We start from the raw sequence: 20,383 nt of genomic DNA on the forward strand, positions 1-20,383 counted from the left end.
CAATGACACGAGGGAGACCCCGATGACGGAAGCGCTCAACCGCAACGTGCTGGTGGAGATGTTCGGCGCCACCGAAGGTGCCGCTCTGCGGGCGAAACAGGCCGCCTTGGTGGTCGTGGGGATCGCCTTCCTGGCGCTTGCCGCCAAGATCAAGGTGCCGATGTGGCCCGTGCCGATCACCATGGGCACCTTCGCGGTGCTGACCGTGGGCGCCGCCTATGGCCCGCGCCTCGGCCTGGCGACGATCCTGGGCTACATGATCATCGGCGCGCTCGGCTTCGACGTCTTCGCGGGTTCTAGCGCGGAAAGCGCCGGCCTCACCTACATGATGGGCGGCACCGGCGGCTACCTGGTGGGCTACGTGCTGGCGACGCTGGCGCTGGGTGTCGCGGCCCGCGCGGGCTGGGACCGCTCGATGCCGAAGATGGCGGGCGCCATGCTGCTCGGCAACGTGATCATCTACGTCCCGGGCCTGGTCTGGCTCGGCATGCTCTACGGCTGGGACAAGCCGATCCTGCAGTGGGGCCTGACGCCCTTCCTGATCGGTGACGCGCTGAAGCTGGCGCTGGCCGCGGGCCTTCTCCCGCTGGTCTGGAAGCTGGTCGGCGACGCCCGCCGGTGAGCGTGAGACAGGACGGACAGAACGCGGCGCGCCGGGAGACCGGCGCGCCGTTTGCGTTTGAGGAAGGCCCCCCGGTCCTGCAGCGGCATCTGCCCTATGACCCCGGCGCCGGCGCGCGGCTGCCGGGCACGCGGCCTCTGGGCGATGCGCCCTGGCTCATCGCCGACGAGGCCTATGCCGGCCAGATGGCCCTGCGCGACCGGCTCTTGGCCGACTGCCCCGAGGTGGTGCTGGCCCTCGATCCCGGCGCCCGGCCCGCCGCGCAGGAGCTGCTGGACGAGGTGCTGGCGGATCTGCCCGAGGGCTTCGCGCAGGCGGGTGATCGGGTCACCCGGCCCGACGGCGTGGTGGTCGCGATCGACCCAGCGCGCCCGATGGAAACGCTCTGCCGCCTGGTGCAGGAAGACCTCTGCATTCTTGAAAAAACCGAGGGGGCGGAGGAACACGTCCTGACCGCCGCGACGCTGTGCTTTCCCGCGCGCTGGCGGCTCTCGGAGAAATTCATGCGCCCGCTGGTGGCGATCCACGCGCCGGTGCCGGAATACGACGAAGGCGTCGCGCGCCGGGTGCAGCGGATGTTCGACGGGCTGCGCCCCGGGTTGCCGATCTGGCGCTTCAACGTGCTCTGGCACGACGATCCGACGCTGCATCAGCCGGGCCCGCCCGCCGCGCGGCCAAAATGGGCGCCCGAGCGCGCGGCCTACCTGCGCACCGAGCGGCAGGTGCTGCGTCGGCTGCCGAAGACCCGCGCGGTGGTCTTTTCGATCCATACCTACATGCTGGCGGCGGAGGATGTGCCCGAGGGGCCGGGATCAGCTGCCGATGATGTTCAGAAGCGGGTCGAATAGCCCGTTCTTCCAGAACACCACCGCGACACCGCCCAGGGCCAGCATATGGCCGAAGGTCCGAAGCGGCAGCGCCGCGGCGAGGCTCCGCAGGAGCGAGCGGCGGCGCGGGGCTTCGCCCGCCTCTTCGGCCTCGCGGGCCTCGGCCTTCTCGGCAATCGCGGCGATCCGGGCAAAATCGGCATCCTGGAACTCGTCGACCTGGTCCTCGTCGAAGACCTGGGGCGCGCGGGCCTCGATGTCGCGGCGCGCGGCGGCGCGGCGGCGGGCGACCTCGGCCTGGCGTTCCTCGCCGTGGCCGGGCTCGCTGACCACGGGAATGTCCTCGAACATCCGCGCCAGGCTCTTCTCGATGTCCTCGGTCGACTGGGTGCTCTCGGGCGTCTCGGCCATCTCGCGGCGCTGCCGCTTCGGCGAGACGTAGGAGCAGGAAATCTGGAACTCCTCGGGCGAGAGCTTGGTGCGCGGGTCGAGCCATTCGACGTGCCGCGCGTCCACCCGCTGCAGCGCCTTCAGCACGATGTCCGAGAGGATCTCGACGGTGCGGTCCATGGGCAGCGCCTCGGCATTGGCGCGCGGGGCGATGCGGAAGACGATGCGGCCGCCCGCGCCGGGCGAGACCTGGGTGGTCAGCTTCACGATCAGCCGGTCCGAGGCGACCGCCCCGTGCTTCAGCGAGACCTTGGGCTCGCCGCCGCCCGCCATGTCCTGGCGGGCAAGGCTCTGGGCCACGAGACGCAGGAACCGATCCTGCTCGACACTGACGGCATGGGCGATGGCGATGGCAGCATAAGGGCGCAAGATGAGGCTCACGAATTCTGGTTTGTCGGGCGAGTCCCGACCTGTGCCCAAGCTAGCCGGACATTGGGGTCAAACTTGGGCCAAAGACGCACAGTTCTGCGCAATTTCGGCCCCGGGTCCGACCCCCGGCGGCATCCCGCTCAGCCGTCGATCTGCCGCGCCATGATCGCGATGGCCTGCTGGTAGACCGTGGCCGCGTTCCAGGCCTCGATCACCCGGAAATTCGGCTGGCCCTGCTGGTAGCCCTGGCCCGGGCGCCAGCCTTTCTGGCGCAGGAAGTTCGCGGTCGAGGCCAGGGCATCGGTTTCATTGTAGAAATCGACCCGGCCGTCGCCGTTGCCGTCGACCCCGTAGCGCAAGGCATTGCCGGGCAGGAACTGGGTGTGGCCCAGTTCTCCGTGCTTGGCGCCGCGGGTCTGGCGGGTGATCGAGCCGCGGTCGACCAGCTTCAGCGCGCCCAGGGCATGCGGCTTGAAGAACTCCGAGCGGCGGCAGTCGAAGGCCAGGGTGGTGATCGCCGAGACCACCTCGCTGTCGCCCATGAAGCGGCCGAAGCCGGTCTCCATGCCGTGGATCGCGATCAGCACGCCCGCGGGCACCCCGTAGGCGCGTTCCAGCGAGGCGTAGAAATTGGCGTTGCGCGCCTTGCGGTCGCGGCCCTGGCGCACGATGGTCGCCGATCCGCGGATCTCCATGAACTTGTCGAGCGAGTAGCGAAAGCTCTTCTGGTTGCGGTCGGCGCTGATGGTGGACTGCGAATAACGCGTGTTCGACAGTGCCTCGAGGCCGCGCTGCCCGACGCCAGCGGCCGAGGCCTGGCGGGCGAAATCGGCCTTCCAGGCCTCGAAGCCCGAAGAGGTGTTCGAACAAGAGGCCGCGCTGGCGCTGCCCGCGGCAAGGGCCGCGCCAAGCGCGGCGGTCAGGCCGACGACGGCCAGGGAAATGCGACGTTGCATGGATGTCCTCGTTCCGGCGAAATGACTGCCGCAGGAGCCTAGCCTCGAATGCGCGCAAGACAAAGGTGACTCTGCGGCAGAGCAAACGCCGGGGCGCGGGCCCGGGGCCTCGCGCCTAGAGGTTCGTCACGATGTCGGCCATGGCCCCGGTGGTGTCGAGCGCCACGAAGAGCCCGCTCAGCCCCATGGCCAGCGAGGCGAAGCGGAAGTCCTCGCCCTTGACCAGGTTGTGCACGATGACCGGCGCGGCGACCGGCAGCGAGATCGAGGCCACCGCCAGCGACATCGCCCAGGTCGAGAGCCGCACCGTGGTCGGCTGGATGCCCGCGGCCTCGCGCAGCTCTTCCAGTTCCTCGGGCGTGGCGGGGCGGCGCAGCACCTCGCGCAGGTGTTTCTCGTAGGCGCGGACATGGGCGTCGGCGCGCAGCGCGCGCGGCGGGGCGCCGGTATTGGCGATCTCGGGCAGGGCATGCCGCGGCTCCATGGGCACCTCGGCATGATCGACGCGGCGCGGGCGCACCGGGCGGCAGGGCGCGGCATCGGGCGCGAAGGCTTCGAGGAAGGCGTCCCGTGGCAGCGGCACCTCGGTTTCGAGCCAGACCACCGAGCCCGGCGCCTGGTTCAGCGCGAAGGTGCGGGTAATCCCGGCCAGGAGCTTCTTGACCGGCTGGGCCTCGGGCCCGGGCCGGAAGACGCCGATCACCAGGTAGGTCGCGGTCGCGTCGCGCTGGATGTCCAGCGTGATCGCATGCGCCCCGGCGCTGGCTTCAAGGCCGCTCGAGCGCGCCTCGATCTCTGACGGGCCGAGGCCCTGCTGGCCGATCGCCACCGCCAGGCTTCTGCCCAGCTCGTCGATCGGAAATTCCGCCTCCGCTTCGAAGACGAGTTTCGCCTGACATTTCATTGTCGGTCCCCAAGACATTCTGTCCCAAAGGATAGGGTGATGGGGAATAAGGGTGGGTTTTGGTGCTGATCTGGAAATTATTGCGGCGGCTTCGGTAAAATGCTGCAAAGCCGCTTTTGCGGCGCCACAATCCCGCCGCGATCCGCGCAATTTGCCACGCTTTGGGCGCATTTCCAGGGGCCCACGTGTGTCGTGGCGGGGCGTTCTACATAAAATTGTAGCGGAATCAGGGCGATGGCGGCGGGGCGCGCGGGCCGGTGTGGCAGAGGCCCCGGACACCCGGGACCAGGCAGGCAAAACCCCAAAAGGAAAGGGCGCCCCGAAGGGCGCCCAAACCGGTCTTCCTGTCCCTCGGAAGGCCTTAGCAGCTGTAGTAGAGCTGGAATTCGACCGGATGGGGGGTGTGCTCGTAAAGCTCGAGCTCTTCCATCTTCAGGTCGATGTAGCCGTCGATCTGGTCCTTGGTGAAGACGTCACCGGCCAGCAGGAAGGCGTGATCGGCCTTCAGCGCGTCCAGCGCCTCGCGCAGCGAGCCACAGACGGTCGGGATGCCCTCGAGCTCTTCGGCCGGCAGGTCGTAGAGGTTCTTGTCCATCGCCTCGCCCGGGTCGATCTTGTTCTTGATGCCGTCGAGACCGGCCATCAGGAGCGCGGCGAAGCACAGGTAGGGGTTCGCCGAGGGGTCGGGGAAGCGGGCCTCGACGCGCTTGGCCTTGGGGCTCTCGGTCCAGGGGATCCGCACGCAGCCCGAGCGGTTGCGGGCCGAATAGGCGCGCAGCACGGGGGCTTCGAAGCCCGGGATCAGGCGCTTGTAGGAGTTGGTCGAGGGGTTGGTGAAGGCGTTCAGCGTCTTGGCGTGCTTCAGGATGCCGCCGATGAAGTAGAGCGCCTCCTGGCTGAGGTCAGCGTATTTGTCGCCCGCGAAGAGCGGCTTGCCATCCTTCCAGATCGACATGTTGACGTGCATGCCGGTGCCGTTGTCGCCGTAGATCGGCTTCGGCATGAAGGTCGCCGACTTGCCGTAGGCGTCCGCCACGTTGTGGATGACGTACTTGTACTTCTGTAGCTGGTCGCCCTGGTCGGTCAGCGAGGAGAAGATCAGGCCCAGCTCGTGCTGGCAGGACGCCACCTCGTGGTGGTGCTTGTCGACCTTCATGCCCATGCGCTTCATGGTCGAGAGCATTTCCGAACGGATGTCCTGGCCGTGGTCGACCGGGTTCACCGGGAAGTAGCCGCCCTTGACGCCCGGGCGGTGGCCCATGTTGCCCATCTCGTAGTCGCTGTCGGTGTTCCAGGAGGCGTCGAGCGCGTCGACCTCGTAGGAGACCTTGTTCATCGCGTTGGAGAACTTGACGTTGTCGAAGAGGAAGAACTCCGCTTCGGGGCCGAAGTAGGCCGCGTCACCGATGCCCGAGGACTTGAGGTAGGCCTCGGCCTTCTCGGCGGTGCCGCGCGGGTCGCGCTCATAGGGTTCGCCGGTGTCGGGCTCGACCACGGTGCAATGCAGGCAGAGCGTCTTCTCGGCGTAGAAGGGGTCGATATAGGCCGAGGTGGTGTCGGGGATCAGCTTCATGTCGGAAGCCTCGATCGACTTCCAGCCGGCGATCGAGGAGCCGTCGAACATGAAACCTTCGTCGAGGAAATCCTCGTCGACCTGGTCGTGCATCAGCGTGACGTGCTGCAGCTTGCCGCGCGGGTCGGTGAAGCGGATGTCGACATACTCGACGTCCTCGTCCTTCATCAGCTTGAGAACGGTGTCCTTGCTCATTCCCTGAGTTCCCTTTCTTGATATGGGGTCTGGCCGGGGGCCGGAGTTACAGCGCGTCGGCGCCGGTCTCTCCGGTCCGGATGCGGATGGCTTGCTCGACGGGGCTCACGAAGATCTTGCCGTCGCCGATCTTGTCGGTCTTGGCGGCCGAGACGATGGCCTCGATGGCGCCGTCGACCTGGTCGTCCTCGAGGACAACCTCGATTTTGACCTTGGGCAGGAAATCCACGACGTATTCCGCGCCGCGGTAGAGCTCGGTATGGCCCTTCTGCCGCCCGAAACCTTTCACCTCGACGACCGAGAGGCCCTGGATGCCCGCATCCTGGAGCGCCTCTTTCACCTCGTCGAGTTTGAAAGGCTTGATGATCGCCTCGATCTTTTTCATGCCTTGCCTCCTCGCAAACCGTTTGGAACGCTGCAGACCACGTCCGCCGGGGCGGGACAATTGCAGCTGCCGAAGAAAGCGGCAAGCGCCTGGATGTGCGGCGGGACGCGGTGAAAAAATGGGCGGGATGCCCGAAAAAGCATCAGTTTTGAATCGCGAGGAGGCGCAATGCGGCAAGAGAGCGGACCCGGGGGCGCGGTTCTCAGCGCCGAGGAGATGCGCGGCGCCGAGGCGGCCTGGATCGCGGCGGGGCACGGCAGCGGCGCCGAGCTCATGGAGCGCGCGGGGCAGGGGGCCATCGCGGCGATATTCGCCGAGCGCCCCGATCTTGCCCGCGCGCCCCATGCCGCGCTGGTCCTGGCCGGGCCGGGCAACAACGGCGGCGACGGCTTCGTCATGGCGCGGCGTCTCGCGCATGAGGGCTGGGATGTGCGCGTCCTGGCCATGGCGACGCCCGAGGCCATGCCGCCCGACGCCCGCGCCGCGGCCCTGGCCTGGCAGGAGATGGGTGGCGCGGTGGAGTCCTTGACCCCCGGCAATGTCGCCGCGCAACGCGGGGCGCCCTGTCACCTGGTGATCGACGCGGTCTTCGGCATCGGCCTCAACCGCCCGGTGGCGGGGGAATTGTCCGAGGCGCTGGGGCGCTCGGCCCTGCCGGGGGCTTTTCGCGTCGCGGTGGACCTGCCCAGCGGCTTCTGCGCCGAGAGCGGGCGGCTGCTCGGTCCCGAGGGCGCGGCGCATGACTTGCCCGTCGATCTGACCGTGACCTGCCACCGCCCGAAGCGCGGCCACCTGCTCGCGCCGCTGGCGTCCCGGCAAGTCGCGCTGCGGGTGGTCGACATCGGGTTGGAGGCGCGGGCTGAGGTGGCCGGTGTCGAGCCACGTTCGGCTGAGTCAGCTTTGGAGCGCACAGACGGCGTGCACCCCAAGCAGGCGCACGCCGGTGACGGCCCCGCGGGCGGTGCCGACTCCAAACCGGCTCACCCGGGCGCGGTGCGCGCGATCTCCGCGCCGGGGCGCTCGGTCCTGAAGCTTGCCGGGCACAAATACGACCACGGCCATGCGCTGGTGCTCTCGGGCGGATTCGGCAAAAGCGGCGCGGCGCGGCTGGCCGCACGGGCGGCGCTGCGAGTCGGGGCGGGGCTGGTGAGCCTCGGAGCCCCGGGCAATGCCCAGGCCGAGATCGCCGCCCAGATCACCGCGCTGATGCTGCGCCGGATCGACGACGCGCCGGACCTCGCCGATGCGCTGGCCGATCCGCGGCTTTCGGCGCTCTGCCTCGGACCGGGGCTCGGCCTCTCCCGCGCGGCAGAGTTGGTGCCCGAGGCGCTGGCCCCTGGCCGGGCGGTGGTGCTCGACGCCGATGCGCTGACCGCCTTCGAGGAGGCGCCCGACCAGCTCTTCGCGGCCCTGCACGATGGCGCCGTGCTGACCCCGCATGGCGGCGAGTTCGCGCGGCTGTTCCCCGACCTCGCGGCGCGTCTTTCAGGCGAGGCGCCGCGCGGCCCGGCCTTCTCCAAGATCGAGGCCGCGCAGATGGCCGCCGCACGATCCGGCGCGGTGGTGCTTCTGAAAGGCCCCGACACGGTGGTGGCCGCGCCCGACGGGACGGCGCGGGTCGTGGCCTCTTTCGGGGCGCGCGCGGTGCCCTGGCTGGCCACGGCGGGTGCGGGGGACGTCTTGAGCGGGCTGATCCTGGGGCTCCTGGCGCGCGGGCTGGCGCCGCTGGAGGCGGCTTCTCAGGGTGCGGCGCTGCATGTGGCCTGCGCGCGCGCGGCGGGGCCGGGGATGATCGCAGAGGATCTCGCGGAGAAACTGCCGGAGGTGCTGGCGGCGGTGGAGTGAATGCACGGCGGAGTGGGGCGGCTGTCCGGGGTGTTGGCGGGCGCGCTCAACTACGCTCAGCCACCCGTCATCAGGCTTCGAAACTGGATGCACCGCCCGTCACAACGAAACCCGATGCACCCTCCGTCACGGCACGCCAACTTTAGCCGAAGCATCTGCCGCGCGCAGTCTTAGGTCGCGCTCGTCTCCCGCACGGCGGCGGCCAGCTCCAGCCCTTCGGCGTAGATCACATGCGGCTCCGAGAAGACCAGCGCCACCAGCGTCACCTCCCGCAGGCCCGCGGGGCGGATGAACTCCCCGTCGACCAGCCGTTCGGCGGGCACCATGGCGCGGGCGCGCCCGTAGAGCGCCTGCGCGCGCCAGTCGCGGATCAGCACCTCCTGGCTGGCCGGCAGATCGGCGTCCGCCTCGGGGCGCATATGGCCCAGGCTGCCGGCGCGAATGGTGATCACCGGCACCTTTCCGCGCATGATCCGCAGGTCGTCCAGCGTGACCATGCCGCGGTCGCGGGTGATGATCCGGTCGCCGGGGGAGAGGTATTCCACCGGCATCTCGCCTTCGAGCGTCAGCACCCGGGTGCCCGCCAGAAGCGCGTTCGGCATGTCGTCACGAGAAAAATGGCGCAAGGGGACCACGTCCCCGCCTGCGCGCCGGACCGTTTTCGGTTCCATGGGCGCTACCCTGCTTGTTCCTGCCTCTTATTGTTCGGCAGAATATGGCAACAAGCGGTTAAAGTCGCGCTTTTTCTGAGCCCATTTTTCCTCTCGCATCCGGTTTCGCGCTTTGCTAGAGACCACCCCGATCAGGGGTCGGGCGCCGCTCGGCCCCGTCCCGGTATTGGCGGGTGTGGCGGAATTGGTAGACGCACCAGATTTAGGTTCTGGCGCCGCGAGGCGTGGGGGTTCAAGTCCCTCCACCCGCACCAGAGGATGAGGAAAAGGACACCGAGATGCAGGTCACCGAGACCCTGAACGAAGGCCTGAAGCGCGAATATGCGATCACCGTGACGGCCGATGAACTTGAGGCCAAGGTCAACGAGAAGCTCGCCGAGGCGCAGCCCGAGATCGAGATGAAGGGCTTCCGCAAGGGCAAGGTGCCGATGGCGCTCCTGAAGAAGCAGTTCGGCCAGCGGCTCCTGGGCGAGTCGATGCAGGAAGCCGTCGACGGCGCCATGAACCAGCATTTCGAGGACAGCGGCGACCGTCCCGCGATGCAGCCCGAGGTCAAGATGACCAACGAGGACTGGCAAGAGGGCGACGACGTCAAGGTCGAGATGAAGTACGAGAAGCTTCCCGACGTCCCCGAGGTCGATCTCGCCGGTCTGAAGCTCGAGAAGCTGGTCGCCAAGGCGCAGGACGCCGATGTCGACGAGGCGCTGGCGAACCTCGCCGAGAGCGCGCAGAACTTCGAGGACCGCAAGAAGGGCACCAAGGCCAAGGACGGCGACCAGGTGGTCATCGACTTCCTGGGCAAGGTCGACGGCGAGCCCTTCGAAGGCGGCGCCGCCGAGGACTACCCGCTGGTCCTGGGCTCGAACTCCTTCATCCCGGGCTTCGAAGAGCAGCTCGTGGGCGTGAAGGAAGGCGATGAGACCTCGGTCGAGGTCACCTTCCCCGAGGAATACGGCGCCGAGAACCTGGCCGGCAAGCCGGCGGTCTTCGACGTGACCGTGAAGGCCGTGAAGAAGCCCGTCGCCGCCGAGATCAACGACGAGCTGGCGCAGAAATACGGTGCCGAGGACCTCGAGGCGCTGAAAGGCCAGATCCGCGAGCGGCTCGAGGCCGAATACGAAGGCGCCGCGCGCCAGGTGATGAAGCGCCAGGTGCTCGATGCGCTCGACGACCAGGTGCAGTTCGACCTGCCGCCGAGCCTCGTCGACGCCGAGGCCAAGCAGATCGCGCATCAGCTCTGGCACGAGGAAAACCCCGAGCACCAGGGCCATGACCACGGCGAGATCGAGCCCAGCGACGAGCAGATCAAGCTCGCCGAGCGCCGCGTGCGCCTGGGCCTCCTGCTCGCCGAGCTGGGCCAGAAGGCCGAGGTCCAGGTGACCGATGCCGAGATGACCCAGGCGATCATGAACCAGGCCCGCCAGTATCCGGGCCAGGAGCGCGCCTTCTTCGACTTCGTGCGCCAGAACCCGCAGATGCAGCAGCAGATGCGCGCGCCGATCTTCGAGGACAAGGTCATCGACCACATCGCCGAGCAGGCGGAAGTCACCGAGAAGGAGATCTCCAAGGAAGACCTCCAGAAAGAGGTCGAGAAGCTCGACGACGAGTGATCCGCGCCGCATGAGCGCGCCGTGCGCCGCGGAGCCCCAGGGCTCCGCGGCGTTTATTTTTTGAGGGCAAGGGCAGGGCGCAGGGCCCTCGGGCTGGCGCAGTCAGGGTCAGCGCTTTTTGCCTGAAGACCCCAAGGTCCGCTATTTGCGGTGCTGCGCTTGGCCCGCCGCGCCCGGCCTCCCCGCGCCGCACGCCCGGCGGAGCCCGCGCCACACCATACCCAAGCCTCCCACTCCCAGCTCCCGCGACAGCGTCCCCCTGCGCCCCCCGCCTGACGTCGGGTGCGGCTCCGACGGATTTTCATTGTCTCGTCACGCGTCTCGGCTTCAGATGGGCCTGCGCTGACCCCCATTTAGAGGAGCGATCCCATGACCAGCCGATTTTCCCTCTCGCGCCGCGGATTTCTCGCCACCGGCACTTCCGCTGCCGCGCTGACCCTTCTGCATCCCTATTCCGCCCGCGCCCAGGCCGGGCAGGTGCACCTGCGCCTGATGGAGACCACGGACCTGCACGTCCATGTCTTCCCCTATGACTACTACGGCGACCGCGAGGTCGACACGATGGGCCTCGCCCGCACCGCGGCCCATGTCGAGGCGATCCGCGCCGAGGCCACCAACAGCCTCTTGCTCGACAACGGCGACTTCCTCCAGGGCAACCCGATGGGCGATTACATCGCCTATGAGCGCGGCATGAAGGAGGGTGACATGCACCCGGTGATCTCGGCGATGAACACGCTGGGATTCGACGCCTCCACGCTCGGCAACCACGAGTTCAACTACGGGCTCGACTTCCTGATGAAGTCGCTCGCGGGCACCGATTTCCCGGTGGTCTCGGCCAATGTGGTCAAGGAGAAGGGCGGCGATCCGACCAAGGACACCACCCTGGTCAAACCCTACGTGATCCTCGACCGCGAGGTCACCGACGGCGCGGGCGAGACCCATCCGCTGCGCGTCGGCGTGATCGGCTTCGTGCCGCCGCAGATCATGAACTGGGACCGCCAGCACCTCGAGGGCAGCGTCCAGGCCCGCGACATCGTCGCCACCGCCGAGGCTTACGTGCCGCAGATGCGCGAGGAGGGCGCCGATATCATCATCGCGCTCAGCCATTCGGGCATCGGCGCGGCCGAGCACGAGGAAGGCATGGAGAACGCAGCGGTGCCGCTCGCCCGGGTTTCGGGCATCGACGGGCTGATGACCGGCCACAGCCACCTGGTCTTCCCCTCGCCCGACTACGAGGGTTTCGCGGGCACCGACCTTGGCGCCGGCACCATCGAGGGCAAGCCCGCGGTCATGGGCGGCTACTGGGGCAGCCACCTCGGCGTGATCGACCTGATGCTGTCCCGCGAGGGCGGGGAATGGCGCGTGGTCTCGACCGAAAGCGCCACACGGCCGATCTACGAGCGCGGCGAGGACCGCAAGATCACCCCGCTGGTCGAAAGCGTCGACGCGGTGCTCGAGAGCGTCGAGGCGGAACACGAGGCGACGCTGGCCTATGTGCGCCGCGCCGTGGGCAAGACCGAGGCGCCGCTCTATTCCTATTTCGCGCTGGTGGCGGATGACCCCTCGGTGCAGATCGTCTCCAACGCGCAGCTCTGGTACGTGCGCCAGATGATGCAGGGCACCGCGCACGAGGGGCTGCCGATCCTCTCGGCGGCGGCGCCTTTCAAGGCCGGCGGCCGGGGCGGGCCGGAGTATTACACCGATGTGCCCAAGGGCGACGTGGCGATCAAGAACGTGGCGGACCTATACCTCTATCCCAACACCGTCCGCGCGGTGAAGATCACCGGCGCGCAGGTGAAGGACTGGCTCGAGCGTTCCGCGGGGATGTTCAACCAGATCGAGCCCGGGGCCACGGATGCGACGCTGTTGAACCCCGATTTCCCCTCCTACAACTTCGACGTGATGGATGGGGTCACCTACCAGATCGACCTCTCGCAGCCCTCGAAGTTCGACCGCGACGGCAATGTGGTGAACCCCGAGGCCAACCGGATCGTGAACCTGGAGTTCGAGGGCGCGCCGATCGATCCCGGGCAGGAGTTCATCGTGGCGACCAACAACTACCGCGCGGGTGGCGGCGGCAGCTTCCCCGGTGCCAGCCCGGAGACCACGGTCTTCGAGGCGCCGGACACCAACCGCGACGTGATCGTCCGCTACATCGTCGACCAGGGCACGATCTCGCCCGCGGCGGATGCCAACTGGACCTTCGCGCCGATGCCGGAGACGACGGTCTTGTTCGACACCGGCCCTGCGGCGGCGCAATACGTGGGCGACGTGAAGGGCGTCGAGATCGAGGAGACCGCCGAGGTCGTCGAGGGCTTCCAGCGGTTCCGCATCTCGCTCTGAGCGGGGTGCGGGGGCCGGGGTGTGCCCTGGTCTTTAGGTGATGGATGGAGGGCGGCCTGTGGTGGGCCGCCCATTTTGCTGGGCGGTGTTGGAGGGCGGTCCTGCGCTGGGGTTTGTGGGCGGGTGTCGGTCTGGGCAGCCGAAGAACGACGCGGCCCTTCAGCACCGAGAAACCGCGCCACCCGCCCCAACAGAGGGCGCGCGCCGGACCGGGGGCCGGCGCTGCTGCCCTCCGAGCGAGGCGCTTTATCCCAATAAGGTCAGGGCTAACGACGAACTAAGAACGCCACCCCAAGGAGCGCCGGCCCAAGGGGCCGGTCCGGCGCGCGCCCGGCACCTTCGGTGCTATTCGGGCGCAAGAAGGGCGTGTCGCGTCGAAATCGAAGGGAGCGCCTGTGTGAGGCGCTGCTGAAGGCTGAAACCGCCCACGGCACCTTGCACCGGAGAACACCGCAAAGGCGCTCACTAACCCCCACACCCCCAGCACAAAAAAAACCGCGGGAAGGCGCGCCCCCCGCGGTCAATTCTTTCACCAAACGCCCGAAGCCTCAGGCCTGGGTGTCTTCCTCGTCCGAGGTCTCGGCTTCGGCGCCGCGCGGGCTGTCGCCCTCGTCGCCATCGTCGAGCTGTGCCGCGCCGATGTCGTCGAAGAGCTCGGAGATCTCGAACTCCGCCTGCGCTTCTTCCTCGGCGGCCGCGTCCTGGATGGTCTTGCCCGAAGCCTGCAGCTCGGCCTCTTCGGGCGAGCGCGCGACGTTCAGCGTGATGGTGATCATCACCTCGGGGTGCAGGTGCAGCTCGACCTCGTGCAGGCCCAGCTCCTTGATCGGCTCGCGGATGATGACCTGCTTGCGGTCGACCTCGAAGCCCTCTTCCTTGCAGACCAGCGCCGCGTCGCGGGTGGTCACGGAGCCGTAGAGGTTGCCGCCGTCGGAGGCCTGGCGAATCACGACGAACTGCTGGCCGCCCAGCTTGTCGCCGACCGCTTCGGCCTCTTTCTTGGTCTCGAGGTTCTGCGCCTCGAGATGGGCCTTCTCGGCCTCGAAGCGGGCGATGTTCTCCTGCGAGGCGGTCAGGGCCTTGCCCTGAAGCAGGAGGTAGTTGCGCGCGTAGCCGGGCTTGACGTCGACGACATCGCCCATCTGGCCCAGCTTGGCCACGCGTTCGAGCAGAATGACTTGCATCTCTCTCTCCTTACTTCACGGCGTAGGGCAGAAGCGCCAGGAACCGCGCGCGCTTGATGGCGCGGGCCAGCTCACGCTGCTTCTTGGAGCTCACGGCGGTGATGCGCGAGGGCACGATCTTGCCACGCTCGGAGATGTAGCGCTGCAGCAGCTTGGTGTCCTTGTAGTCGATCTTCGGCGCGTTCTCGCCGGAGAACGGGCAGACCTTGCGGCGGCGGAAAAACGGTTTTGCAGCCATGGTTTACGTCCTTTCTCTCAGGCGATCAGTTGCGGCGGTCGCGACGGTTGTCACGCTCGTCTTTCTTCTGCATCTGGATCGACGGGCCTTCGCCGTGCACGTCGACCTTGATGGTCATCACGCGCATCACGTCGTCATGCAGGCGCATCAGGCGCTCCATCTCCTGCACGGCCGTCGCGGGGGCGTCGGTGCGCAGGAAGGCGTAGTGGCCCTTGCGGTTCTTGTTGATCTTGTAGGCCAGGGTCTTCACGCCCCAGTACTCGCTTTCGACAAGGCTGCCGCCATTGTCGCCGAGGACGGTGGAGAAGTGTTCGATCAGACCTTCGGCCTGCGCGTTGGAAAGGTCCTGACGCGCGATAAAGACATGCTCGTACAGCGGCATGTGGTCTCCGTTCATGTTCAGGCGCATTTCATAGGACAGGGCTAGGGTCCTTTCGCCCCTGTCCACGAGAGGCTGCGCACGGGTTTCGTCCATGCGAAAGGAGCGCCCCATATACACCCATGGGCCCGTGACGCAAGGGGGCGCGGGCGGCGCGGTGGGGCCGGGCAGGGCGTGGTGTGGGCGTGACGCGGAGCGGTGCCGGACAGGGTGTTGTTTCGGGCGAGGCAGGGCGGTGCCGGGCGTGGGGTGCCGGCAGGTCCCGATGGTCTGGGTCCGTTGGGCGCGGCGACACGGAGTGCGGCGCCGACCGGACGGGAGGCGCGCTCGACGGAGACGGCGGGTGGCAGGTGTCGGGCTATCGGCAATTCGAGGCGCTGCTGAACGCAAGTGACGCCTCTCGCGCGTCTGTCTGAGCGGCATCGTCTCAGCCACCCCAAGACCCCCGGCACATCGGCCAGCCCGCCGCGCTTCGCACACCTCTCCCGGCTCGCTGAACCACCCCGCACAACCCCCTCTCGTTCGCTAAGTGCCTAAAATTTCAGCATATCCGCGCCCATCCCGGCACATCCCCGCGTCTCGACCCGGCATGCGCGGCCCGCAGGGCTGGGCTGTGTGTTTCTCAACAGGGTCTGTGAGCCGCGCCCCCCTTGGCCCCGGCGCTCTTGCTGCCATCTCTACCTCCACGTCGATATTATCCGAAATCATGGAGAGACCCGGATGAAGACCTTCGCCTATGCCGCCGCACTTGCGACGCTGCCCCTTGCCGCCTTCGCCGCGCCCGAGGAATGGACCCTCGACCCGAGCCACAGCCAGGTCGTGTTCAACTACAACCACCTCGGCTTCTCGACGACCTACGGCATGTTCTCGGGCTTTGACGGCACGATCATGTTCGACGCGGAAGACCCGGCGAACTCCTCGGTCGAGGTCGCCTTCCCGGTGCGCTCGATGCTGACCGGCTGGGAAGAGCGCTTCCAGCACTTCATGTCGGACGACTTCTTCGGTGCCGAGGAAGGTGACATGGTCACCTTCTCCTCGACCGGCATCGAGGTGACCGGCGAGAACACCGCCAACATCACCGGCGATCTGACCATGAACGGCGTGACCCAGGAGGTCGTGCTGGACGCCACGATGACCCAGCAGATGGACCACCCCATGGAGAACGCCCCCTGGGTCGGCTTCAACGCCTCCACCACGCTGCTGCGCTCGGACTTCGAGGTCGGCATGTTCGCGCCCTACGTTTCGGACGAGGTCGAGGTCTTCATCTCGATCGAAGCCCAGAAGGCCGGCAGCGACTCCGCCGAAGCCCAGTAAGCGCGGGCAATAATGCGCTGAGAAACGCGCCCGGTCCTGAGTGGCCGGGCACGTTTTCTTTTGTGCGGGGTGGGGGCGTGAGGGGTGGTGCTGGGGGAGCGGAGGGGCTGCGGACAGGAGCCGCGTGTATGGAGCGCCTGCGTGCTGGGTAGGCCGTTGCGCCACGCGTGGAATGGGTTGGGCCCTTGGGGTTTGGAACTGCCGGGCGAGCTGTCCAGACACGCTGGGCACGCCCCTCGCTCACGCCTCCACCATGGCATGCACCTGAGCGCCTCACAGCGCCCGCACTGAAGTATCTGCCTTGCAGGAGCCCCCAACGGCCCCACCACACCGGGCACGCGCTCACCGCCCACGCCACAGCCCTCGGGGTGCACCTCCGCGCCAGCCACCACAGCGGCCCAAACAAAAGACGCGGCCCCGAGGGAGCCGCGTCTTTCTCTCTGCGTGTCCTATACGCTGGCGTCGAACCCCGCGCCCTCAGCCCTCCGAGGCCGAGGTCTCCGCCGCCGCCTCGGGCGCCTCACCGCCACGCAGCGCCGTCAGCTTCACCCGCACCTCCACGGCGAACTCGAGCTGCCCGGGGTCGGAGATGTTGTCGCCGACACCGAAGTCGCGGCGGTCGAGGGTCAGCCGGCCCTCCATCTCCGCGCGGTCGCCCTCGAGCCGCATGGCGAAGGGCAGGGTCACCGGCACCGTGGTCTCGCGGATCGTCAGGTCGCCGCGCGCCTCGTAGCCGTCGGCGACCTTGTGGATCTCGGCCGCGAAGACCGCGGTGGGATGCGCCTCGGCGGCGAGGAAATCCGCGCCCTTGGCCTGCTGGGTCACGCCCCCGAGGCTCAGAGAGCCGATCGCCACCTCGACGCGCACATCGCCCCAGACGCCCGGGGCCACGCCCTCGGTGAAGTCGATCTCGGCGGTCCAGTCGGCGAACTGGCCCTCGACCTCCTGGCCGTTCTGCACGATGGCGATGGCGAGCGAGCCCTCCTGCACCTGCCAGTCCGACTCGACCTCGGCGAGCTCCGAGGCCCCGGCCCCCGCCGGGGCGGGCGAGAACCAGCCCGCGGCTCCGCCGCCGCCAAGCGCCACCGCCCAGACGGTTAGCGCGGCAAAGGCGGGCAGCGCATGGGCCCGGGCCCGGCGCGGGGCGCCCGCCTCGGTCCGGCCCGGCAGCATCCGCGCCAGCGTGCGGTCGCGGTCGAGGAAATGGTGCTTCAGCGCCCCCAGCACATGCGCCGCCAGCGTCACCCAGAGCACCAGGTTCAGGATGTAGTGCAGGCTGCCGAAGGTGCTGGCCAGCGCCTCGGACTTCGGCACGAAGGGCAGGGACTGCCCGAAAGGCCACCAGATCAGCGCAAAGCCTTCGGTCGCGGCATGGTGCAGCCAGCCGCTCAAAGGGATCAGCACGATCGAGCCGTAGAGCAGCCAATGCGCGGCCTCGGCGGCGAAATGCTCGGCCCGGCGCTCGGGGTGCAGGGGCGCGGGCTTGGGCTGCGAGAGCGCCCAGAGGATGCGCAGGATGGCGGTGAAGAGCACCACCAGCCCCAGCGTCTTGTGGATCGAGAAGGCGGTGGTCTTGCGGGCGATCTCGCTGGCGTCGCCCATCGGCAGCCAGTCGGCCAGAAGCCCCAGCGCGATATTGGCGATCATGCCGAAGGCGACGATCCAGTGAAAGCTCTTGGCGACCCAGCCGTAGCGGGTCTCGGAATTGGTGGCGGGCATCACGCGGGGCCTTTGTCCTCGGGTCAGCGGTGTGACATGCAGGTGCAGACCTAGCGGGTCCGGCGCGCTTCGCAATCGCGCCCGGACGCACAGCCGATGCGCGCGCCGTTGCGTCATCGCGCCCGCGCCGCTACACCCGCGCGACAATGCCGCAGCCCGGAGGGGCGCAACTTGGGAGCAGTGGACACCATGAGCCGAGCATTCATCTTTCCCGGTCAGGGCAGCCAGTCCATCGGAATGGGCCGCGAGCTGGCCGAGGCCTATCCCGCCGCGCGGGCGGTCTTCGACGAGGTCGACGCCGCGCTCGGCGAGAAGCTGAGCACTCTGATCTGGGAGGGCGAGGCCGACAAGCTCACCCTGACCGAGAACGCCCAGCCGGCGCTCATGGCGACCTCGCTGGCGGCGATGCGCGCGCTCGAGGCCGAGGGCCTGAAGATCACCGATGCGGCCTATGTCGCGGGCCATTCGCTGGGCGAATATTCCGCGCTGGCCGCCGCCGGGGCGCTGAGCATCACCGATTGCGCGCAGCTTCTGCGGACCCGCGGCCGCGCCATGCAGGAGGCCGTGCCGGTGGGCGAGGGCGCCATGGCGGCGATCCTGGGCCTCGACATCGAGGCGGTGCGGGCGCTGGCCGAGGAGGCCGCCGAGGGCGCGGTCTGCCAGGCCGCCAACGACAACGACCCCGCGCAGGTGGTGATCTCGGGCGAGAAGGCCGCGGTGGAACGCGCCGCGGCGCTGGCCAAGGAGAAAGGCGCCAAGCGGGCGCTGATGCTGCCGGTCTCGGCGCCCTTCCACTCGGCGCTGATGACCCCGGCCGCCGCGGTCATGGAAGAGGCCCTGGGCAAGGTGAACATCTCGGCCCCCGCGGTGCCGCTGGTGGCCAATGTCTCCGCCGAGGCGGTGAGCGAGCCCGACCGTATCCGCGCGCTCCTGGTCGAGCAGGTGACCGGCGCCGTGCGCTGGCGCGAAAGCGTCGCCTGGATGGCCGGGCAGGGCGTCGACGACTTCTGGGAGGTCGGCGCGGGCAAGGCGCTCTCGGGCATGGTCAAGCGCATCAGCCGCGAGGCCGCGACCCGCAACATCGGCACCCCCGCCGACGTCGAGGCGGCGCGCGCCGGCTGAGCGGCGCGCCTACCACATCAGGCTCTCAACAGGAAAGGCCAGACATGTTCGATCTGACGGGAAAATCCGCGCTCATCACCGGTGCCTCGGGCGGCATCGGCGGCGCCATCGCGCGGGCGCTGCACGGCGCCGGCGCCCAGGTGGGGCTTTCGGGCACCCGCGAGGCGCCGCTGCAGGAGCTGGCGGGCGAGCTGGGCGAGCGCGCCTTCGTGCTGCCCTGCAACCTCTCGGACGCCGAGGCGGTCGCCGCCCTGCCGAAACAGGCCAGTGAGGCCATGGGCAGCGTCGACATCCTGGTGAACAACGCCGGCATCACCCGCGACAACATCTTCATGCGGATGTCGGACGAGGAATGGCAGAGCGTCCTGGACGTGAACCTCACCTCGACCTTCCGGCTCTGCAAGGGCGTGATGCGGGGCATGATGAAGGCGCGCTGGGGCCGGATCGTGAACATCTCCTCGATCGTGGGCGCCACCGGCAACCCCGGCCAGGCGAACTATGCCGCCGCCAAGGCGGGCATGGTCGGCATGTCGAAGAGCCTCGCCTATGAGGTCGCGACCCGCGGCATCACCGTGAACGCCGTGGCCCCCGGCTTCATCGAGACGGCGATGACCGAGAAGCTCAACGACGACCAGAAATCCCAGATCATGGAGCAGATTCCCATGGGCCGCATGGGCAGCCCCGAGGAGATCGCCGCGGGCGTTCTGTTCCTGGCCAGCCCCGGCGCGGGCTACGTGACCGGGACGACACTGCACGTCAACGGCGGCATGGCGATGCTCTGAGCCAAGGCTTGACGCGCGGCCCGGAAAGCGTTTGCCATGCCATCGTGCTGTGCTATAGGCGCACGCAGTTTGGAGCCGGGACAGGATCCGGGCCCGAGAACCCGTGAAACGCCCCGGAATAGGGGCAACCGCACTGCGCGACCTGCGCGGGGCACATTGGGCCAAGTCGCCCGGAAAACGATGAGGAATAGGAAATGAGCGACATCGAAGATCGCGTGCGCAAGATTGTGGTCGAGCATCTTGGCGTCGAGGAAGAGAAAGTGACCGAGAACGCCTCGTTCATCGACGACCTGGGCGCGGACAGCCTCGACACCGTCGAGCTGGTCATGGCCTTCGAAGAGGAGTTCGGCATCGAGATTCCGGACGACGCGGCCGAGACCATCCAGACCTTCGGCGACGCGGTGAAGTTCATCAAGGACGCCGCCTGAGCGTCTCCTGCACCGCATTGAATTCTGAAACGGCGTCCGGGTTCGGGCGCCGTTTTGTTTTGGGGGTGGGGGCTCGGCGGGGTCTCGGACAAGGTGGGGTCCGCTTGCTGCCTTGGCGACCAGACAGCTGGGAAAGGGCGAACCGGCCCGCTCCCTCGGCTCACACTGCGCCACGACGCAAAAAACCCTCGCGCCCCCTTGCGCCCGAACAGCACCGAAGGTGCCGGGCGCGCGCCGGACCGGCCCCTTGGGCCGGCGCTCCTTTGGATGGCGTGCCTAGCCCACATCCAGCAATGACCTTGCAGACATAAAGCGCATAGCCCGGAGGTCGGCAGCGCCGGCCCCCGGTCCGGCGCGCGCCCTCTGATGCGATCAAGGCCCGGCGTTGGGGTGTGCGGTGAGGGGACTGGAGAGGAGCGGGGAGAAGTGCTGCGCTGGATCAGCGTTCCGCTGAACCCCGCGCCGCA

The 20,383-nt window shown here is 68.2% G+C and carries 19 protein-coding genes and 1 tRNA gene; 10 read left to right on the top strand and 10 right to left on the bottom strand.

Annotated features, from left to right (window positions below; translation table 11 throughout):
* The first annotated feature begins 22 nt into the window (after positions 1–22).
* The gene (locus tag LR948_RS04295) at positions 23–622 is read left to right on the top strand and encodes a biotin transporter BioY (RefSeq protein ID WP_232752718.1); all 600 of its coding nucleotides are present in this window, start codon (positions 23–25) and stop codon (positions 620–622) included.
* Positions 619–1,470: a DUF3445 domain-containing protein gene (locus LR948_RS04300; protein ID WP_232752719.1), complete on the top strand. Its 852-nt coding sequence runs from the start codon at positions 619–621 to the stop codon at positions 1,468–1,470. Before LR948_RS04295 ends, LR948_RS04300 begins: the two co-directional genes overlap by 4 nt.
* Here LR948_RS04300 and LR948_RS04305 read toward each other — a convergent pair.
* From LR948_RS04305 to LR948_RS04325, 5 genes are all read right to left on the bottom strand, one after another.
* Positions 1,435–2,280 (bottom strand): hypothetical protein, encoded by an 846-nt coding sequence (locus LR948_RS04305; RefSeq protein WP_232752720.1) that lies wholly within the window; start codon positions 2,278–2,280, stop codon positions 1,435–1,437. The genes LR948_RS04300 and LR948_RS04305 overlap by 36 nt on opposite strands.
* A gap of 128 nt (positions 2,281–2,408) precedes the next feature.
* A complete protein-coding gene (locus LR948_RS04310; RefSeq protein ID WP_232752721.1) occupies positions 2,409–3,224 on the bottom strand; it encodes a lytic transglycosylase domain-containing protein in 816 nt (271 codons plus the stop codon).
* Positions 3,225–3,339: 115 nt separating this feature from the next.
* Positions 3,340–4,128, bottom strand: coding sequence for a hypothetical protein (locus LR948_RS04315; RefSeq protein WP_232752722.1), 789 nt, complete (start codon positions 4,126–4,128; stop codon positions 3,340–3,342).
* 361 nt (positions 4,129–4,489) lie between these two features.
* Positions 4,490–5,896, bottom strand: a complete 1,407-nt coding sequence (gene glnA, locus LR948_RS04320) for a type I glutamate--ammonia ligase (RefSeq protein ID WP_232752723.1) — start codon at positions 5,894–5,896, stop codon at positions 4,490–4,492.
* Positions 5,897–5,942: 46 nt separating this feature from the next.
* Entirely contained in the window at positions 5,943–6,281 is a 339-nt protein-coding gene (locus tag LR948_RS04325) for a P-II family nitrogen regulator (RefSeq protein ID WP_232752725.1), read from the bottom strand.
* 168 nt (positions 6,282–6,449) lie between these two features.
* On the opposite strand from LR948_RS04325, the gene LR948_RS04330 reads away from it, so the two are divergent.
* Positions 6,450–8,126 (top strand): NAD(P)H-hydrate dehydratase, encoded by a 1,677-nt coding sequence (locus tag LR948_RS04330; RefSeq protein WP_232752726.1) that lies wholly within the window; start codon positions 6,450–6,452, stop codon positions 8,124–8,126.
* Between the two features lie 170 nt (positions 8,127–8,296).
* On the opposite strand, the gene LR948_RS04335 is transcribed toward LR948_RS04330, so the two are convergent.
* A complete protein-coding gene (locus LR948_RS04335; protein ID WP_232753170.1) occupies positions 8,297–8,761 on the bottom strand; it encodes a Hint domain-containing protein in 465 nt (154 codons plus the stop codon).
* Between the two features lie 205 nt (positions 8,762–8,966).
* Between LR948_RS04335 and LR948_RS04340 the strand changes: the two genes are divergently transcribed.
* The 3 genes from LR948_RS04340 to LR948_RS04350 all read left to right on the top strand — a co-directional run bounded on the left by LR948_RS04340 (position 8,967) and on the right by LR948_RS04350 (position 12,750).
* A tRNA-Leu gene (locus LR948_RS04340) sits at positions 8,967–9,051 on the top strand.
* A gap of 24 nt (positions 9,052–9,075) precedes the next feature.
* Positions 9,076–10,407 carry a trigger factor gene (gene tig / locus LR948_RS04345; RefSeq protein WP_232752727.1) on the top strand — a complete coding sequence of 444 codons (1,332 nt, stop codon included), beginning with the start codon at positions 9,076–9,078 and terminating at the stop codon, positions 10,405–10,407.
* Between the two features lie 369 nt (positions 10,408–10,776).
* On the top strand, positions 10,777–12,750 hold the full coding sequence (locus tag LR948_RS04350) for a bifunctional 2',3'-cyclic-nucleotide 2'-phosphodiesterase/3'-nucleotidase (protein ID WP_232752728.1): 1,974 nt from the start codon (positions 10,777–10,779) through the stop codon (positions 12,748–12,750).
* A gap of 548 nt (positions 12,751–13,298) precedes the next feature.
* On the opposite strand, the gene rplI is transcribed toward LR948_RS04350, so the two are convergent.
* The 3 genes from rplI to rpsF are packed head-to-tail and all read right to left on the bottom strand — an operon-like array spanning position 13,299 to position 14,554.
* Complete coding sequence (rplI, locus tag LR948_RS04355; protein ID WP_232752729.1) at positions 13,299–13,934, bottom strand: 50S ribosomal protein L9; 636 nt, start codon at positions 13,932–13,934, stop codon at positions 13,299–13,301.
* 10 nt (positions 13,935–13,944) lie between these two features.
* Positions 13,945–14,172 carry a 30S ribosomal protein S18 gene (rpsR, locus tag LR948_RS04360; protein WP_232752730.1) on the bottom strand — a complete coding sequence of 76 codons (228 nt, stop codon included), beginning with the start codon at positions 14,170–14,172 and terminating at the stop codon, positions 13,945–13,947.
* A 25-nt stretch (positions 14,173–14,197) separates the two neighbouring features.
* Positions 14,198–14,554 (bottom strand): 30S ribosomal protein S6, encoded by a 357-nt coding sequence (gene rpsF, locus LR948_RS04365; protein ID WP_232752731.1) that lies wholly within the window; start codon positions 14,552–14,554, stop codon positions 14,198–14,200.
* Between the two features lie 717 nt (positions 14,555–15,271).
* On the opposite strand from rpsF, the gene LR948_RS04370 reads away from it, so the two are divergent.
* Positions 15,272–15,865: a YceI family protein gene (locus LR948_RS04370; protein ID WP_232752732.1), complete on the top strand. Its 594-nt coding sequence runs from the start codon at positions 15,272–15,274 to the stop codon at positions 15,863–15,865.
* Between the two features lie 477 nt (positions 15,866–16,342).
* On the opposite strand, the gene LR948_RS04375 is transcribed toward LR948_RS04370, so the two are convergent.
* Complete coding sequence (locus LR948_RS04375; RefSeq protein ID WP_232752734.1) at positions 16,343–17,584, bottom strand: cytochrome b/b6 domain-containing protein; 1,242 nt, start codon at positions 17,582–17,584, stop codon at positions 16,343–16,345.
* Positions 17,585–17,773: 189 nt separating this feature from the next.
* On the opposite strand from LR948_RS04375, the gene fabD reads away from it, so the two are divergent.
* The 3 genes from fabD (at position 17,774) to LR948_RS04390 (ending at position 19,916) form a co-directional block, all read left to right on the top strand.
* Positions 17,774–18,706, top strand: coding sequence for an ACP S-malonyltransferase (fabD, locus tag LR948_RS04380; RefSeq protein WP_232752735.1), 933 nt, complete (start codon positions 17,774–17,776; stop codon positions 18,704–18,706).
* A gap of 44 nt (positions 18,707–18,750) precedes the next feature.
* The gene (gene fabG / locus LR948_RS04385; RefSeq protein WP_232752736.1) at positions 18,751–19,488 is read left to right on the top strand and encodes a 3-oxoacyl-ACP reductase FabG; all 738 of its coding nucleotides are present in this window, start codon (positions 18,751–18,753) and stop codon (positions 19,486–19,488) included.
* Between the two features lie 194 nt (positions 19,489–19,682).
* Complete coding sequence (locus tag LR948_RS04390) at positions 19,683–19,916, top strand: acyl carrier protein (protein WP_232752737.1); 234 nt, start codon at positions 19,683–19,685, stop codon at positions 19,914–19,916.
* Positions 19,917–20,383 lie beyond the last annotated feature (467 nt).

The sequence above is a fragment of the Roseivivax sp. GX 12232 genome, assembly GCF_021272185.1.
Taxonomy (GTDB): Bacteria; Pseudomonadota; Alphaproteobacteria; order Rhodobacterales; family Rhodobacteraceae; genus Roseivivax.